This window comes from Luteolibacter sp. SL250, assembly GCF_026625605.1.
Taxonomy (GTDB): Bacteria; Verrucomicrobiota; Verrucomicrobiia; order Verrucomicrobiales; family Akkermansiaceae; genus Luteolibacter.
This window is the reverse complement of sequence record NZ_CP113054.1, coordinates 2,464,641-2,481,662: the sequence shown is the minus strand read 5'-3', so window position 1 is coordinate 2,481,662 and position 17,022 is coordinate 2,464,641. Positions and strand designations below refer to the sequence as shown.

At 62.1% G+C, this 17,022-nt stretch carries 14 protein-coding genes; 4 read left to right on the top strand and 10 right to left on the bottom strand.

All coding sequences use genetic code 11. The annotated features are described in order from the left end of the window. Positions 1-33 precede the first annotated feature (33 nt). Entirely contained in the window at positions 34-2,073 is a 2,040-nt protein-coding gene (locus tag OVA24_RS10935; protein ID WP_267669821.1) for an ATP-dependent helicase, read from the bottom strand. Between the two features lie 111 nt (positions 2,074-2,184). Here OVA24_RS10935 and OVA24_RS10930 point away from each other — a divergent pair, with 111 nt between their 5' ends. Together OVA24_RS10930 and OVA24_RS10925 are read left to right on the top strand one after the other, a co-directional pair. Continuing rightward, positions 2,185-2,925: a hypothetical protein gene (locus OVA24_RS10930; protein WP_267669820.1), complete on the top strand. Its 741-nt coding sequence runs from the start codon at positions 2,185-2,187 to the stop codon at positions 2,923-2,925. A gap of 373 nt (positions 2,926-3,298) precedes the next feature. Next, on the top strand, positions 3,299-4,087 hold the full coding sequence (locus OVA24_RS10925; protein WP_267669819.1) for an outer membrane protein: 789 nt from the start codon (positions 3,299-3,301) through the stop codon (positions 4,085-4,087). Between the two features lie 83 nt (positions 4,088-4,170). On the opposite strand, the gene OVA24_RS10920 is transcribed toward OVA24_RS10925, so the two are convergent. The 7 genes from OVA24_RS10920 to OVA24_RS10890 all read right to left on the bottom strand — a co-directional run bounded on the left by OVA24_RS10920 (position 4,171) and on the right by OVA24_RS10890 (position 10,517). Continuing rightward, a complete protein-coding gene (locus tag OVA24_RS10920) occupies positions 4,171-4,878 on the bottom strand; it encodes an ABC transporter ATP-binding protein (RefSeq protein ID WP_267669817.1) in 708 nt (235 codons plus the stop codon). After that, positions 4,871-5,665 carry an ABC transporter ATP-binding protein gene (locus OVA24_RS10915; protein ID WP_267669816.1) on the bottom strand — a complete coding sequence of 265 codons (795 nt, stop codon included), beginning with the start codon at positions 5,663-5,665 and terminating at the stop codon, positions 4,871-4,873. The genes OVA24_RS10920 and OVA24_RS10915 overlap by 8 nt, the downstream gene beginning before the upstream one ends. Further along, positions 5,662-6,657, bottom strand: a complete 996-nt coding sequence (locus OVA24_RS10910) for a branched-chain amino acid ABC transporter permease (protein WP_267669815.1) — start codon at positions 6,655-6,657, stop codon at positions 5,662-5,664. The genes OVA24_RS10915 and OVA24_RS10910 overlap by 4 nt, the downstream gene beginning before the upstream one ends. Then, positions 6,657-7,568: a branched-chain amino acid ABC transporter permease gene (locus OVA24_RS10905; RefSeq protein WP_267669814.1), complete on the bottom strand. Its 912-nt coding sequence runs from the start codon at positions 7,566-7,568 to the stop codon at positions 6,657-6,659. Before OVA24_RS10905 ends, OVA24_RS10910 begins: the two co-directional genes overlap by 1 nt. 60 nt (positions 7,569-7,628) lie before the next feature. Continuing rightward, the gene (locus tag OVA24_RS10900) at positions 7,629-8,777 is read right to left on the bottom strand and encodes an ABC transporter substrate-binding protein (RefSeq protein ID WP_267669813.1); all 1,149 of its coding nucleotides are present in this window, start codon (positions 8,775-8,777) and stop codon (positions 7,629-7,631) included. Positions 8,778-8,883: 106 nt separating this feature from the next. Next, positions 8,884-9,612, bottom strand: a complete 729-nt coding sequence (locus OVA24_RS10895) for an alpha/beta hydrolase (RefSeq protein ID WP_267669812.1) — start codon at positions 9,610-9,612, stop codon at positions 8,884-8,886. Beyond that, a complete protein-coding gene (locus tag OVA24_RS10890) occupies positions 9,609-10,517 on the bottom strand; it encodes an NAD(P)-dependent oxidoreductase (protein WP_267669811.1) in 909 nt (302 codons plus the stop codon). Before OVA24_RS10890 ends, OVA24_RS10895 begins: the two co-directional genes overlap by 4 nt. A gap of 11 nt (positions 10,518-10,528) precedes the next feature. Here OVA24_RS10890 and OVA24_RS10885 point away from each other — a divergent pair, with 11 nt between their 5' ends. Next, positions 10,529-12,220, top strand: a complete 1,692-nt coding sequence (locus OVA24_RS10885) for a hypothetical protein (protein ID WP_267669810.1) — start codon at positions 10,529-10,531, stop codon at positions 12,218-12,220. 8 nt (positions 12,221-12,228) lie between these two features. Here the strand turns inward: OVA24_RS10885 and OVA24_RS10880 are convergent, their stop codons facing one another. Beyond that, positions 12,229-12,633 carry a DUF3293 domain-containing protein gene (locus tag OVA24_RS10880; protein ID WP_267669809.1) on the bottom strand — a complete coding sequence of 135 codons (405 nt, stop codon included), beginning with the start codon at positions 12,631-12,633 and terminating at the stop codon, positions 12,229-12,231. Then, positions 12,633-12,929 (bottom strand): putative quinol monooxygenase, encoded by a 297-nt coding sequence (locus tag OVA24_RS10875; protein ID WP_267669808.1) that lies wholly within the window; start codon positions 12,927-12,929, stop codon positions 12,633-12,635. The genes OVA24_RS10880 and OVA24_RS10875 overlap by 1 nt, the downstream gene beginning before the upstream one ends. 243 nt (positions 12,930-13,172) lie before the next feature. Between OVA24_RS10875 and OVA24_RS10870 the strand changes: the two genes are divergently transcribed. Next, the gene (locus OVA24_RS10870) at positions 13,173-16,793 is read left to right on the top strand and encodes a PVC-type heme-binding CxxCH protein (protein ID WP_267669807.1); all 3,621 of its coding nucleotides are present in this window, start codon (positions 13,173-13,175) and stop codon (positions 16,791-16,793) included. Positions 16,794-17,022 lie beyond the last annotated feature (229 nt).

Below are 17,022 nucleotides of genomic sequence, written 5' to 3'. Positions count from 1 at the left end.
CCGCCCCGCCACGGGGCGGGCGGCGTCTGTTTTTCAGAACGGCTCGTCCCCCCAACCGGTGTCACGCCCCACCACCCACTCCTCAACCATGTCTCCGGGGAAGTCATCGAGGAAGCGCGACGGGCGGGTGATGATGTCGCCGGTGTAGGACTTCGGGTTCATCATGGGGTAACTCAGGTAAAGATCGTCCTTCGCCCGGGTGAGGGCCACGTAGAACAGCCGCCTCTCCTCTTCCAACGCCGGTTCATCGTCCGCCTCCAGGATGCGGCCGTTCGGAAACTGGCCGTCGGTGAGCCAGATGAGGAAGACCACCTTCCATTCGAGCCCCTTCGCCTGGTGGATGGAAGAGAGTGTCACCTTCTCATCATCCCGCGCGGATTTATCCCCGGAGGGATCCCCGTCCACCGCACTCATCAAGGAGAGCTGTGCGAGGAAATCGAGGATATCATCGAAGGTCGCCCCATACTGGGAAAGCTGCTCGATGTCGCTGCGGCGATTGTCGTAGTTGTCGAAGTTCGCCTTGAGGAACTCGTCATAGACGCCCTCCAGCACGCTGAAGATCATCTCCGAGGGACGGGCGAAAGTTCCTCCGGGGGTGAGTTCGTCCAGCGTGTAGCAGAGCTGCTCCCAGTGTTTGAGGGACTTTTTCGGAGCCTTGAACTTCAGGAGGATATCGGACCATTTCGGCGGTGGTTCCGGGTTTTTCGCAAAGCCGGTCCTGAGCCATTCCTGCCACAGCTTTTCCGCAGCCCCACCGCCGATGCCCGGCAGCAGCATGGCCATCCGCTTGAAGCTCACCTCGTCCCGCCGGTTGGTGACGAACCGTAGGAACGCGGCAATATCCTTGATATGCGCCTGTTCGAAGAACCGCAGCCCGCTGGTGATGCCGAACGGGATGCCGCGCCGGGTCAGCTCCATCTGCACCTCCATGCTCTGGAAATGAGCGCGGTAGAGCACCGCCATCTCCTCCAGTTCGATTCCCTCGTCCCGCAGTTCCAGGATGCGCTGCGCGACGAACGCCGCCTGCGTGTTGGGATCCTCCAGCGGCACCAGCGCCGGCTTCGCGCCGATGGCATCTCGGGACGAACGCAGGTCCTTCTCATACCTCGCCGTGTTCGCGCGGATCGCCGCGTTGGACAGATCGAGGATCTCCGGCACGCTCCGGTAGTTCGTCTCGATGGTGAAGACCCGGGACCCGGGGTAGCGTTGGGGAAATCCCAGGATGTGGTCCATGTCCGCACCGCGCCAGGAGTAGATCGACTGCGCGTCATCCCCCACCGCCATCAGGCTGTTGGACTCCCCCACCAGCAGATCGATCATGCGGCCCTGCACGGAGTTCGTGTCCTGATACTCGTCCACCAGGATGTGCCGGAAGCGTTTCCGATAGATCGCCAGCACGTCCGCATCCTCCTCCAGCAACCGGACTGTCTGCGTCAGCAGATCGTCGAAGTCCATGGAGTTCGTGTCGCGTTTCTTGTCCGTGTAGATTTCCCCCACCTTGCGGATCTCATCGAGCCAGTCGTAGAAGTACGGATACCTTTCACCGATGACATCCTCCAGGGAGGCCCCGGTGTTCTCGATGAGGCTGTAGATGGACGCCAGCACATCCGCTTTCGGGAAACGACGGCTCTTGGTGTCGATCTCGCACGCCGCCACCGCGGCGGCGAGCAGGGATTTCTGGTCATCCCGGTCGAGGATGGAAAAGGCGCGGGTGAAGCCGATCTCCTCCGCATGACGGCGCAGGATGCGATTGCCGATGGAGTGGAACGTCCCGGCCCACAAGTCGGACGTGTCGTGCGGCACCAGTTCCCGCACACGCTCCGTCATTTCCCGCGCCGCCTTGTTCGTGAACGTCAGCAGCAACACCTGCCTGGAGTCGATGCCGTGGTCCAGCAGCCATGCCACCCGGTAGGTGAGCGTGCGGGTTTTTCCGGATCCCGCCCCGGCGATGACCAGCGCCTTCCCCGGCGGGGAAGAAACCGCTTCATACTGCTCCGCATTCAGCGCCGCCTGGTAGTTGATGCCGGACGCGGGAGTGGCTCCGGGGCGGTGAAGGGAATACTGGCGGGCCATGGGACGCGGGGAAGATGACAGCACGGGCGACCGGGATCAACCCCGCTGAGGAGACTCCGTCCGGATGAATAATCTTGCTCTCCAGACCACGGAATGACTACTCCAGAGCCTATGAAACTCCCCTTGGTGATCGCTCTCCTCGCCTCCTGTCATACGACATACGCGGCGGTCAACCTCCCCTATGCCAATGATTTCGGTTCCTCCGCCTCGGATTTCACCGCAGGAGGAACCGGCACCTGGTCCGTGGGAAGCGGACGATATACCAACAACATCCCCACGGATGCTCCTTCGTATTCCGTCGCACAGGTTACGGGACTGGGCGGCGCCACCAAGCAGTCCTTCAGCATCTCCACGGTGATCGCCGCCGCCTCCGGCTCGTCCGCCTCCGTCGGCTTCGCCGTCCTCTCCAGCGGTTCCAACGTGAACACCTCCACATTCATCCTGGCGGATCTGTTCAACAACGGAACCCTGCGCTTCCGCCCGTTCAGCGCAGGCAGCCCCACCGGGACCGACATTTCCCTCGCCTCCCCGGTCAGATTCCTGGAGATCTCCACCCTGGGTGCCGTCAGTCTCTCCGTCACAGGCATCTACAATGGCGATGACTCCCTGACGCTCACCCTGTCCGCCACCCAGGGAGCCACCACCACCAACCATTCCACCACGTTCGCCAGCGGCAGCGTACCAACTGGCGATTTTTTCGGCTTCCGCAACCGGAACAACACGGGGGTCACCAACGTGACGCCCTACAGCGTGAGCTTGGACAGCGTCGCCATCAATGCGGTCCCGGAGCCGTCGGTGGCTCTGCTCACCGCCGGATTCATCGGCCTCGCAGCGCTGCGCCGCCGGCGCTAACGCGCTCCCGCCGTCAACTGGGATCCGGTTTCACGGATCCAACGATGAACATCGCCACTCTGCGTGGCTTGAGTCCAGTGCCATGACTGCGTTCAAGCATCCAATGCGTCGAAGATCTGCATTTTGCGGATTTCCCGATACGGCTGACGAACCATTTTATCCCGTCACGTCATGGCTTTACGCCTTGTATATCTGCATTTATTACCGTGCAAAATCCCTCCTTAAAATTGCATAAATCTGATATCGATACGCAAAATTCCCTATTTTAACTTATTTCGTGCCAACCAGTTGCGAAACTATTTCTCCGGATTAAGGCGCGGTTTGAAACAGTTAGAACCATCCTGTTTCAAACCAACCCCTAAGACCTATACCCATGAAACCGCTGACATCAGTCATCATCGCATCCGCACTCGCACTGCCTGCATTTGCGGGTGAACCCGCCTCCGCCCCGATCTCCTATCAATCCGCCGAGCCCGAATGGAGCTGGACCGGATTCTACATGGGTGTGCAGGTCGGCGGTGCTTTCAACACCGGCGACAATGGCGACCTTGAGTTTGACGGAGGCCCGGGGACCGCCGGTCCGGATGGCAACTTCGATGAAGTGATCCCCGCCTTCGGAAACAACTTCGACGGGAGCTTTGACTCGAGCTTCACGGGCGGCCTTTTCGCTGGTTACGACCATCAGTTCGGGCGGTTCGTCCTTGGCGGAGTGATCGACGCGAACTTCGCGGACATCAGGCAGCGCCAGAGCGGCTTCTCCGCCACACCGGCATTCTACCACGAGGATCGGGAGATCGACTTCATGGCCACAGGCCGCCTTCGCTTCGGCTATGCGTTCAACGACCGCGTGATGGCGTATGTCACGGGGGGTCTGGCCTACGCGAACGTGGACTATGATTTCAAGTCGAACACCCCCGCCACCGTTGCCAGCCGCGGCGGAGACAGCAGCCAGTTCGGCTATGTGGTCGGCCTCGGCTTTGAAGCCCGAGTCACCCGCAACATCTCGCTGGGTCTGGAGTATCTCTACACCAACCTGGGTGACGACAACTACAGGACAAACCTCAGCGGTGTCGGTGCATTCGCGCCTTCCACGGACACCCGTGGCTCCGACCGTGACTTCGACTACCACATGATCCAGGCGAAACTCGCCTACCGCTTCTGATCCACCCTCAGGTGTCCACCACCGATGGACGCCGCGGATTGCTTCGAGCTTGTCGTGGCCTGGCCACGGCAAGCTTTTCCGCTTCAGGCCCCAAGATAGGCTTCCTGCACCTGGGGATTCGCCTTCAGTTCCGCGCTCGGTCCTTCGAGGAGAATCTTTCCGGTTTCCAGCACGTAGCCATATGAGGACACATCCAGCGCGAGGTTCGCGTTCTGCTCCACAAGGAGGATGGTCAGGCCCTGCTCGCGGTTGATCTCCACGATCCGCTCGAAAATGGTCTTCACCAGCAGCGGGGCGATGCCAAGGGACGGCTCGTCCAGCATGAGGAACTTCGGTTTGGAAAGCAGCGCCCGGCCGATGGCCAGCATCTGCTGCTCCCCACCGGACAAGGTGCCGGCCGCCTGGGATGCTCGCTCCTTCAGGCGCGGGAACAGTCCGAAGACGTAGTCCGTCTGCTCCGCGATCCACTTCTTGTCCCGCTGGAGATAGGCCCCCATCTTCAGGTTCTCCGCCACCGTGAGGTTCGAGAAAATCATCCGTCCCTCCGGAACATGGCAGAGGCCATCCGCCACCACTTTGTTCGCCGGCAGACGGGAAATCTCATGGCCATCATAACGGATGCTGCCCGCAGCGGGTTTCACCAGACCGGAGAGGGCGCGCAGGGTCGTGGACTTCCCGGCACCATTCGCACCGATCAGCGTGACGATGCTACCCTTCTCCACCTTCAGGCTCACGCCGTGGAGGGCCTTGATGGCACCGTAGGAAACGTGCAGATTTTCGACCTCAAGCATGGGCGGCTTCGATGGGGGTTGCTGCGGCGCCAAGATAGGCCTCGATGACCTTCGGGTGGCACTGGATTTCCTTCGGCGTGCCCTCGGCGATCTTGCGGCCGTATTCGAGGACGGCGATGCGCTGGCAGATGCCCATGACAACCTTCATGTCATGCTCCACCAGCAGGACGGCCAGGTTGTAGCGCTCCTTGATGAAATGGATGAGGTGCATGAGATCGTCCTTTTCGGACGGGTTCATGCCAGCAGCCGGTTCGTCGAGCAGAAGGAGCTTCGGCCGGGTGGCGAGGGCACGGACGATCTCCAGACGGCGCTGGTCACCGTAGGGCAGTGATGTCGCCTCCTCGTCACGGAAGCGGGCGAGCTTGAAGATCTCCAGCAGTTCGAGCGCGTGCTTCTCGGTCTCCGCCTCGCACTTCTTCCAGCCCCGGCCACGCCACAGCGCGCCGAAGTAGCCCTGGGGATTGTGCAGGCGTGCGGCGACGCGGATATTGTCGATGACGCTGAGCGATTTGAAGAGACGGATGTTCTGGAAGGTGCGGGCGATGCCGAGGTCGGCCAGCTTGCTGGGCTTCACCCCGCGGGTGCAGCGCCCTTCCAGACGGATGGTCCCGGACGTGGGCTGATAGACGCCCGTGATCATGTTGAAGGCGGTGGTCTTGCCCGCGCCGTTCGGTCCGATGAGGCCGATGAGCTCCCCTTCCCCCACGGTGAGGGAAAGTTCGCTAACGGCGGTCAGGCCGCCGAAGCGGATCGTCGCCTTGTCGAGTTCCAGAAGAGGGGCGCTCATGAAAGTTTCGCTTCGCGGCGGAGTTTGATGCGGGAGAAAAGCCACGCCGGGCTCAGGAGCATGAGCAGGATGATGAGCAGCGCATACACGATCATCCGGTACTCGGAAAACTCCCGGAGCAGTTCCGGCAACCAGGTGAGCAGGGTCGCGGAGGAAACAATGCCGAGGGTGGCCCACAGTCCCTTGAGCGGCACGCGTCCGCAGAAGATCCTCAGGCTTCCTTCAATCAATTCCCCCAGCGCACCGCCGAGGATGACCATGACCACGATGTCGATGGATTTCAGCCAGCCGAAGCCGACCGGGGAAAGGAACTGCTTGTGGTGGGCGTAGAGGCCACCCGCGATACCGGCGAAAAAGGCACCGGTGACGAACGCGGTGACCTTTGTCCGGGTCGTGTTCACCCCGTTCGACTCGGCGGCGATCTCGTCATCGCAGACCGCGACGAAGCCCCGGCCGTAGGTGGAGTTCACCAAGGCGGTGACGGCATAGATGGTCACCGCCGCCAGACCGAAGGTCCAGCCGAGGGTGGTGAGTTTCGGGATGCCTTTCAGGCCGCTCGCCGCGCCCACCGCCTGGGTGTTCTGCGCGATGACGCGGATGATCTCACCGAAGCCGAGCGTCACGATCGCCAGATAGTCACCGCGCAGGCGGAGCGACGGCACACCCACCAGGAATCCGACGCCGGCCGCCAACAGGCCGCCCGCGATGAGGGCGAGGGGGAAAAACCAGAACTCATCCACCACGGCAGCTCCCGCTTTCAGGGACAACCACGCGGAAAAATAGCCACCCACCGCCATGAATCCGGCATGGCCAAGGCTGAACTGGCCGGTGTAACCGTTGATGAGATTGAGGCTGGTGGCCAGGATGATGGCGATGCCCACATCCGTCCAGACCCCCAGGTAGTAGCGGTTGAACTGCGGGGCCAGGTAGGAGGCGACGATCGAAAGGACGATGCCAACGAACAGCCAGCGTTTTGCTCCGGGAAAAGGCATCAGACTTTCTCGACGGTGGACCGGCCCAGCAGACCGGCGGGTTTGAAAAGGAGGATGAGGATCAGGATGCCGAAAGCGATGGCGTCCCGATAGTTCGACAAGCCGGGGATACCGCCCGCGAAGGTCTCCAGCAGGCCGATGATCAGGCCGCCCAGAACCGCTCCCGGCAGGTTGCCGATGCCTCCCAGCACCGCGGCGATGAACGCCCGCAGACCGGGCTGCACGCCCATCAGCGGCTCGATGCCCGGTGCCTTGATCGAGTAGAGGATCCCGGCGATGGCCGCCAGCGCGGAGCCGAGGCCGAAGGTGAAGGAGATGATCCGGTTCACCGGTACGCCCATCAGCAGCGCGGCCTGCTGGTTGTGGGAGACGGCGCGCATGGCGGTCCCCACCCGGGTGCGCTGGACGATGAACCACATCCCCGCCAACAGGGCGATGGTCACACCGATCATCAGCAGGTCATTTCCGGAAACGATGACATTGCCGAAATGGAAGGTCTTCTCCGGGATCATCCGCGGGAATGCCTGCGGGGAGGCCCCGAAGACGCTCTTGTGCTGCCCGGTGAACTCGATGAACAGCGAAACACCGATGGCGGTGATCAGCACGGTCAAGCGAGGACGGTTCCGCAGCGGCCGGTAGGCCAGACGCTCGATGGTGATCCCGATGGCCGCACAGATGGCGGCAGCGGCGACAAAAACCAGGATCACCCCCACCGCGGACGTACCGCCCATCATTTTCTCAACCGCAGGGGCGAGATAGAAGGCGGAGAACGCCCCCAGCATCAGCACATCCGCGTGGGCGAAATTGATGAAACGCAGGACGCCATAGACCATGGTGTAACCCAGGGCGATGAGCGCATAGATCGCCCCGAGACCGAGGCCGTTGATCAGTTGCTGAAATAGATGGTCCAATGTCGGCAGGTGATCGGTATGCTCGGTCGGTGGATTCGGTCTGCTTGCGATCTCCGCCGGTTACGGGTTGACGGTGGCGGTGTAGTTGAACTTCCCGTTCTCGATCTTGATGAAGACGAGGGCCTTCACCGCGTCCCGGTTTTCGTTGAGGGAGAAGCTGCCGCTGGCACCGGTGAAGTCCTTGGTGGCGGCGATGGCGTCGCGGATCTTCGCGCTGTCCGCGGAACCGGCGCGCTTGATGGCGTCCGCCATCACCTTCGCGGCGTCATAGCCCAGCACGGCCATGGCGTCCGGGGTCTTGCCGTTGTATTTCTTCTTATAGGCATCGACAAAGGCGACCATCTCCGGGGTGCCCTGCTCGACGGAGCAGTGGGTGGAGAAGTAGTTTCCGTTCATCGCCTCCTTGCCGATGCTGAGGAGCGCCTCGCTCTCCCAGCCGTCACCGCCGAAAATGGGGGTGGTGATGCCCAGATCCTTCGCTTGGCGGCAGATGAGGGCCACATCATTGTAGTAGCCGGGGAGGAAGATGGCGTCCGGATTGTCCGCCTTGATCGCGGTCAGCTGGCCCTTGAAATCCTTGTCACCGCCGTTGAAGTCCAGCTCGATGCCCAGCGTGCCGCCGCTGGAGGTGTACTTTTCCTTGAAGCTCTTCGCCAGGCCCTTGCTGTAGTCGCTGGTCACGTCGGTGAGGACGGCCACCTTGTTCGCGTTGAGCGTGCCCTTGGCGAAGTTCGCCAGCGCGGCGCCCTGGAAGGTATCCGTGAAGCACACGCGGAAAATATAGTCACCCTCCTGGGTCACCGTCGGGTTGGTGGACGCCGGGGTGATCATCGGGATCTTGTTGTCCTGGCAGATCGGGGCGGCCTCCATGGAGCGGCTGGACGCCACCTCACCGATGATGGCCACCACGCCGTCCTTCGAGATCAGCTTGTTCACCGCGTTGGAGGTTTCCCCCGCCTTCGTCTGGTTGTCCTCCGTGATCAGCTCGATCTGCTTGCCCAGCACGCCGCCGGCCGCGTTGATCTCCTCGATCGCCAGCACGGTCCCCTCATGGGAGGAGGTTCCGAAGGTGGCTTCCTTGCCCGTCAGCGAGGCGAATTCGCCGATCTTGATGGTGTCCCCGCCCCCGGATTTGCATCCGGTGAGGCCGAGGGTGGCGGCGGACGCGACGGTGGCGGCGGTGAGCGCGAGGAAGGTGCGGGGTTTCATAAGGGAAAATTCGGCGGCTGATGGTTCGCCGGGGAGTCTAGGGAAACCCTCCCGGTGAGCGCAACAGCAAAGCAGAATTCGTACCCTGTAAATGTATCCCTTTTCCCTAACCGAGGTGCTTCCGCAGCCAGGCATCCACCGCCTCCACGATGACGGGATAGGTGGACTCGTCGAAAACGTGGCCCGCTCCGGCGATGGGGAGCCATTCCTTCCCACAGGTGGCGGCGGCGAACGCGTCCTCGCCATCCTTGATCGGCACCAGATCATCCGCATCCCCGTGGACCAGCAGCCATGGCTGGATCACCTGGGCGGCGGCCTCCAGCGTGCTGCCGATGGAGGTGAGATCGTTCCAGTAGGTTTCCGAAAGCGGATGCTCCGGCTCATCCCACATGTTCCCCTGCCCCGGCGTCACGTCTCCGAACTCCCTCTTGGCGAAATCCGCCGTGTGGGTCATCCCGGCGAGGGACACCAGCACACGGATGCGCGCGTCCCGGGAGGCGGTCATCACCCCCACGGCACCGCCCATGCTGTGGCCGATGTAGGCGATATTGACCTCCTGCGGCACGCTGCGGATCACCGACTGGAGATCGCCGACTTCCTTCGTGATGCAGGAGTCGCCGAAACTCCCCTCGGAAGAACCGTTGCCGGAATAGGAAATGCGCAGGCACGCCCAGCCACGCTCCGCCAGTCCCTTCGCCACGGCGACCAGCAGCGGACGGTCCTTGTTCCCGGTCACGCCGTGGCCCAGGATGACCAGCGAGCCGAGCTTCTGGCCCAGGTGGTAGGAGACATCGATCCGCTCACCGGCGGAGTTGCGGATTTCGCTGGTGGTCATGATTTTTGGTTGAGGTTCGCGCCGCCCCTGTCCGGGAAGGTCAGTTCCGCCACGCCGGATTTGTCCAGCTCGCCAAGCCCCATGTCAGTGAGCCGCTGGTACTGGGCCTGGGTCGCTTCGGAAAGCGGAACGCCGATGTTCACGGAATGAGCGAGAGCATTCGCAATGCCACTGTCCTTCGCCGCGTGGGAGGCGGAGAAAAACACGTCGTGCTCCCGGGAAATCATGTCATCCCCATCCGTCTCCAGCACGCGGGAGTTCGCACCGGTCTGGGAGAAAATCTCCTTCAGCAGGACGGGGTCCAGCCCCAGCGCCACGCCCAGGCCCAACCCTTCCGCAAGACCGGCGGTGTTGATGTTCATCACCATGTTCACCAGTGCCTTCACCTTCGCCGCGTTGCCCACCGGACCCACATATTTCAGGGAGGAAGATATATCATCCAGCAGCTCCTTCGCCCGGTCGAAAACGGCCTGTCCGCCACCGATCATGAGATAGAGCGTGCCCTGCCGCGCCTGGGTGATGCTGGATGCCATGCTGGCCGCGAGCGTGTCCGCCCCTCCGGCTTTCGCCGCCGCCGCCGCTTCCTCATGTGAGGCGGGACTCACCGTCGCGCAGTTGATGAAAAGCTTTCCGTCCACCGGCACGGAAAGCAGCGAGCCGTCCCCGGTGAAGATGCCGTGCATGGCCGCATCATCCGTCACCACGGTGAAAATAACATCACTCGCCGCGCTCACATCCGCCAGGGATTCCACCGCGGTGGCTCCCAGCTCGATCGCCAGTGCATGTGCTGAAGGAGCATGGCGGTCATACACCGAGGAGATCTTGTATCCCAGGTCCGCCAGACGGCGGGCCATGTTCGCCCCCATCCGCCCCACTCCAACAAATCCAATACGGGAATCTTTCATTGCAGCGGAATGTGTCGGGTCACGAGGTTTCATGCAACCGGAAGTTTTTGCCAAAAGAATCCAAAACAATTACTCCGTTCAGCCTGCCAATGAACCACGAGTTACACGAAGCGATCCTGGCAATTTGTGACGGCGGCGGGACACGCGGGCCGGGTGCCCCGGACCACCAGCTCATCGCCGGAGCGGATCCGCAGGAGGCTCTTCCGGATTTCGCGGGGATCTTGTGGCCCTCTGCGAACAAGAAAGCTTGGAGCGACGCATCCGCAACTTTCCTGCAGCTCGCGGAACGCCTCCCCGTCACCGCATGGCCTGCCATGGATCAATCCATCCGCTCCTGGGTGCGCTGTCCCGGGCCTAGGGTTCTACCGACAGACACCTTCAGCCTTCAGGATATTTTCAGGCGCCTCACCGGAGGAGCGGAGGCCGCGTTCCCTTCCCCCGCCCACATTCTCATCGCGCTATGCCACCACTCAGGAAAATTGAGGGAGAAAGCGCTGTCATTCGTGGATCAATTGCCGCCTTTGCTGGAGACCTGTCTGTTGATGGTGCGTGCGAACGACTGGGTTCGCCCGATCCGCGCAGCGGCGACCAAAGCGATTCCCTCATCCATCAGCCATTTGGAGCCTAAGGAGCGACTGCTTCTGCTTCCACTCGCCATCCATTTCCGGGACTGCGGGAGGTTGGACGAAAGAGATCTGCCTGATACCTGGGTCCGACTTCTCAGCTCAACGGTCAACGATGACTTGTGGCTGGAGGTCTGGAGGAGTGCCCCTCCCAAGCAACAACGCCTTTATCTGTCCCTGCTCGATCCGGAGGCGAAGATGCCCGGACTCCTATTGAGGATGGCGCTCATCCGCAGCAGAAACCGTCTGGCGATCACCTTCCATCTGACCCGTATCTTTCCCCATCTCTCAGGGCAGGAGAAAGAGGAGGTGGAAAGAATCGCCTCCACTTCCCGCGTGGCATCAGTCGTCCGCATTTGGATGGAACATTTCCTCCAACACTCACCGGCCGAAGCCATCCCGCGACTGGTGGAGTTGCTTTCCTCCCGCAGCCGCAGTCTGCGGGACTTCGCCCGATTCCATCTCAAGAGGCTGTCTCCCATGGATTTCACGCAACATTACCTCCACCAGCTTGCGGAGGGATCGGATTCACCGACAGCACTGGCAGGATTAAGCGAGACAGCTCCCGCAGTTGCGCATGAAGTGGCCCTCGAAAGGTTGTCGTCACCCGTCCCTGCAATCAAGAAAGCGGCAATCCTCGCACTTTCTCCGGAGTGGATCGAAGCAAACCTCCCTTGGGCCTTTTCGCCCGGGGCATGGGATTCCCCCCAGAGCGGAAAGGCCATTCGCATGCGACTCGCCCGCATCCCACGGCAACTGGGGCCTCATGTGTTGGAGAATCAGGAAATTCTCGAAGCATCCCCGGATATTCGGTCGTTTCTCTTGAACCAAGTCTCCTGTTTCTCGAAATGGGATGGATTGGAAGTCCTGCTGCTCTCCCCCTCCGCGCAGCTCGATCCCCGTTTCCCCCACATCTTTTGGAAATGGGCCGGAACCGAACGATCCACATACTCTCATCTGCCGTCCGACAGGAAGGCCCGATTGCTGGAACTCGTCATGAGCTATCCTTTCCGCAACGAACTGGCGAAAAGACATTGGGCGGCCAGGGAACTGAAATTCCTGCTGGAGAGTGCGGAGTGACGCATCCTCTAACCTCCCGCCATCTCCTCCCAGGTCCGCAGATGGAAGCGCTCTTCATTCTCCGAACAGAATACGAGCCACCCTTCCCCGTCCTTGATGTGAAAAACCGCCACCTGCTCCCATTTCCGCCCCAGACACATGGCTTCCCGCGCATCACAGATGATGCCGAATCCCGGTTCGCGGTGGATCCCGTCCGGGTCATAGCCCGTCACCGGAAAGTGAACCAAACCCGCCGAAGATAGCTCCGCTTCAAAGCGGACCGTCCTTTCCGCGTTCTGGTGCGGATCAAGTTCCTCTCCATTCGGATCGCAGGCGGTGATCACCCAGAACTCCTGCGGATAGCCGCCGGGCGGGGGCGTCGCATCCAGCTTCGCCCCGAAGTAGCCCGGGTATCTCTCCCGCAGATCCATCATCACGCGTGGATCACTTCACCCAGCACGGACGATTTTCCGACGATGAGGTCGAATTCCTTCACCCGTTCCTGGAACAGGATGAAATGGGGCGTGAGGCGGTGGGCCTCCAGCGCTGCCATGTCGTCATAAAATTCGGCGAGGGTGAATACGTTCGGCTGGTCAACGCTGCGGGAGACGGTGAACTGGCGGCAACCGGGTTCATTGGCGATGCAGTCCGCGGCTTCCTCCGTGATGAAGCGCGCGAAATCATCCACCCGCTCCGGGTTCACCTCGACCGTGATCAATAGGGAAATCATGGGACAGAGTGTGTCCGTGGCAGCAAACCCCGCAAGCATCATATATAGAGTAAGGAGAGGGCACACTCTTGTGTCCCGGCTGCAACCGGAACCCATAGCCACCGTATCTTCCCATTACTATAGGTTCCCATTGCAGCCGGCGGACAAGAATGGGAGCGAAGCGGACATAGCGGCAAAGCCGCAATGTCCGCCCTCCTTACTTTTCCCTGAAATCCGCGGCGATGCTCCCGCGTATCCGCCGAGATGCCCCGCAGCCTCTTTCTTTTCCTCACCCTCCCTTCCCTACTCTCCGCAGCTCCGGTCGCCATTTTCGATGGCAAGACCCTCGACGGGTGGGAAGGCACGGCCGGTGTCTGGCGGGTGGAGGACGGCGCGATCACCGGCGGCTCCATGGAGGGGAATCCGAAGAACGAATTCCTCGTCACGAAGAAGGACTACAGGAACTTCGTCCTCACCTTCGAATACAAGCTCACTGGAACGGATGGCTTCATCAACGGCGGCGTCCAGTTCCACAGCCAGCGCATCGACAACCCGTCGAACGAGATGATCGGCTACCAGGCGGACATCGGCGGGGCCAAATACACCGGCTCGCTCTACGACGAGTCCCGCAGGAAGAAGAACCTCGCCACAGCGGATGAGAAATTGGTCGCCACGCTGGAGAAACCCGGCGAGTGGAACCGCTATGAGATCCGCGCGGAGGGCGACCGCGTCCGCCTTTTCGTCAATGGCACCGAGACCATCTCCTACACCGAGAAAGATCCGCAGATCCCTCTCAGCGGAAAGATCGGCCTGCAGATCCACGGCGACTGCAAGGCGGTCATCTCCTTCCGCAACCTGATGCTGGACGCCCTGCCGGACCACATCACCCCGGACCAGGGACGGGTCATGGAACGCTTCGGCGATCCGGCGCTGGCCGGGGGAAAGCCCTCGCCGTGGACGGCGGGAAAGTTCGAGCCGGCGGAGAATGAGGTCATCATCTTCGCCGGCCAGACCAACCTCGCCCGGGAGCAGAAATCGGGCACGCTGGAAGCCGCGCTCGCCACAGTCCACGCCGCGAAAAAGCCCGTCTTCCGCTCCATGGCATGGGAAGGGGACACCGTCTATGAACAGTGGCGGGACCTGAACTTCGGCTCCTGGGAGAGCCAGCTCCGCGCGGCGGGTGCCACCGCCGCCATCCTCCAGTTCGGCCAGATGGAGGCGCTGGACGGAGTGGAGAAGCTTCCTCAGTTCACCGCCGCCTACCACCGCCTGCTGGACCAGTTCGCCGCCGTCACGCCGCGTCTCGTCCTGCTTTCCCCCACCCCGTTTGAAAAGCCGCTGCTTCCGCTGGCACCGGACCTTTCCCAACGGAACCAGGACCTGAAAGCCTACACGGACGCCATCCGCGGCATCGCCGAACAACGCGGCGCGATCTTCGTGGATCTTTTCACCCCACTCTCCGGACGCAAGGAACGCCTCACCGAAAACGGCGTCCATCTCACGGACAAGGGCCTGGAAACCGTGGCCCACGCCGTGACCGGCCAACTCGGTGCCACCGACCATCTGGTGGGTGCCCAGCTGACCGCCCTCATCGTGGAAAAGAACCGCCTGTGGTTCGACTGCTGGCGTCCGGCGAACTGGTCCTTTGTCTATGGCGACCGCGTGCAGTGGCCCTTCGGCAAATCCTCGGTGGACGCTCCGTCGCTCCGCGCCGCCTTCGAGTCGCTCAAGCCGCTCATCGCCGCGCGGGATGCGGAGATCCATGCCACCGCCAGCGGCTCCACCGTATCAGCTCCCTCCCCTGCCCCCGCGCCGCCCGCCGTGGAAACGGTACCCCCTCTTACACCGGAGGAACAGATGGCGAAGTTCACCCTCGCCGATGGCTACCAGATCAACCTCTTCGCGGACGAGAAGTTAGGCGTGTCAAAGCCAGTCCAGTTTTCCTGGGATGAAAAGGGCCGCCTCTATGTCGCCTGCTCCCCCACCTACCCGCATACCCTGCCCGGCCAGCATCCCGGCGACTACATCCTCGTGCTGGAGGACACGGATGGCGACGGCAGGGCGGACAAGTCCCACCGCTTCGCCGAAGGTCTGACCATGGTGCAGGGCGTGGAACCCGGCGACGGCGGACTGTATGTCTGTGATTTCGACCAGATTCTCTATCTCCGAGATACGGACGGCGATGGAAAGGCGGATGAAACGAAGGTCATCCTGAGCGGCTTCGGCATCGGGGACACGCACCAGCTTGTCAATTCCGTCAGCCGTGGTCCGGACGGCTGCCTGTGGTTCACGCAGGGCCTGCATGCGTTCTCCCGCGTGGAGACTCCGCACGGCATCGCCCGGCTGGACAAGGCGGGTGTGTGGAAATTCAACCCGCGCACGCTGAAGCTCACACCCTACTTCAATGGCGGTGCGGCCGGGCACAACTGCTGGGGCGTGGTCTTCGACGACTGGTTCCGCCCGTTCCACAAGTCCGGCGACCGCCCCCACGGCTACTTCTCCCTTCCCGGCCTGATCGATATCCCGGATCCGGATGACTACCACTCCGTGGCAAACCTGTTCGAGAGCAGCCCGAAAACCACCGCACTGGATATCATCGGGACCAAGGCGCTGCCGCAGGACCTTCAGGGCACCGCCCTCATCGGCGGCTACTTCGGCTCCGTCGTGGAACTGCACCGGCTCACGGAGGACGCCTCCGGCTTCACCAGCAAGCAACTGCCCCGCCTGCTGAAGTCCGCCGACAATTCCTTCCGCCCGGTGGACGTCGGCATCGGCCCGGATGGAGGGATCTATCTGGCGGATTGGCTGAACCCGGTGATCGGCCACTACCAGGCAAGCTACGCGGACCCGCGCCGCGACCGGGTGCACGGGCGGATCTGGCGCATCTCCGCGAAGGCCCTGCCCCCGGTGAAGCAGCCGGACCTTTCCTCCATGTCCATTCCGGAACTGCTGGAACAGCTCCGCTCACCGGAACGCTGGACCCGCTATCAGGTGCGCCGCCTGCTGGGGGAAAAGCCCGCCGCCGAAGTACTTCCCGCCGCCGCGAAGTTCATCAAGTCCACCCGCCATGACCCGCAGGCGGACCATCTGCTGCTGGAGGCCGCCTCCCTCCACCAGGCACATGACCGCTATGATGCCGGGATTCTCCGGCAGCTCCTCGACTCGGAGAACCCACTCGTCACCGCCTACGGCGCGCGACTGCTCGGCGACTGGGCCGTCACGCATAAGGATGCCGTCCCCTCCCTCATCCGGCTCTGTTCCCACGATGATCCCCGGATCCGGTTGGAAGCCATCGTCGCCTGTGCCGCGGCAGCGAATGATCCCCAGTTGGTGAAAGGCCCGCTCGAGGCACTGGAGCATCCGCGCGACCGCCACATCGACTACGCGGTGAAGCAGGCCGTGAAGAAACTCCGCCCGCTGTGGGAGCCTGCCTTGGCAAGCAGCACCCTGAAGCTCCTCGACGGACAGGTCGCCTATCTCCGCCAGTTCACCGGTGACCGGAAGGAAGCGGCCCATCCCGGAAAGCAGATCTACGAATCCCTCTGCCTGAACTGCCACCAACCGGACGGCAAGGGATTGCCCGGAGTCTATCCCCCGCTCACCCCGAATGAATGGGTCGGAGCGGTGGACGTTTCCATTCCCATCCGCATCCTCCTCCACGGTCTCACCGGCCCCATCAAGGTGAATGGCAAGGAGTTCGGCGCCACCACCCCGATGCCAATGCCGCCGATGGGTCTGGATGACCAGCAGACCGCGGACATCCTCACCTACATCCGCGGCCAGTTCGGCAACCAGGCTCCCGCCGTCACCAGTGGGCAGGTAAAGGAGGTCCGCGCCGCGCACTCCGGCCGCACCGCCTTCTGGACGGCGCAGGAGTTGAAGTGAGGAGGGAGGACATAGCGGCAGAGCCGCTATGTCCGCTGTGCTTCCATTCCTGTCCACCGGCGGCCTTGGCAAGAAAAACGGGAAGTTTTCAGTATTCAGAACTCAGGAAAGAAAAGAGCTGGAGGATTCCATCCCTACTCCGCGCCTCTTAGCGATCATCGCGTCTTTGCGGTAGATCCTTTGTGGTTCGCCAATGCCGCCGGAGGACAGGAGTGTCCTCCCTCCTTAC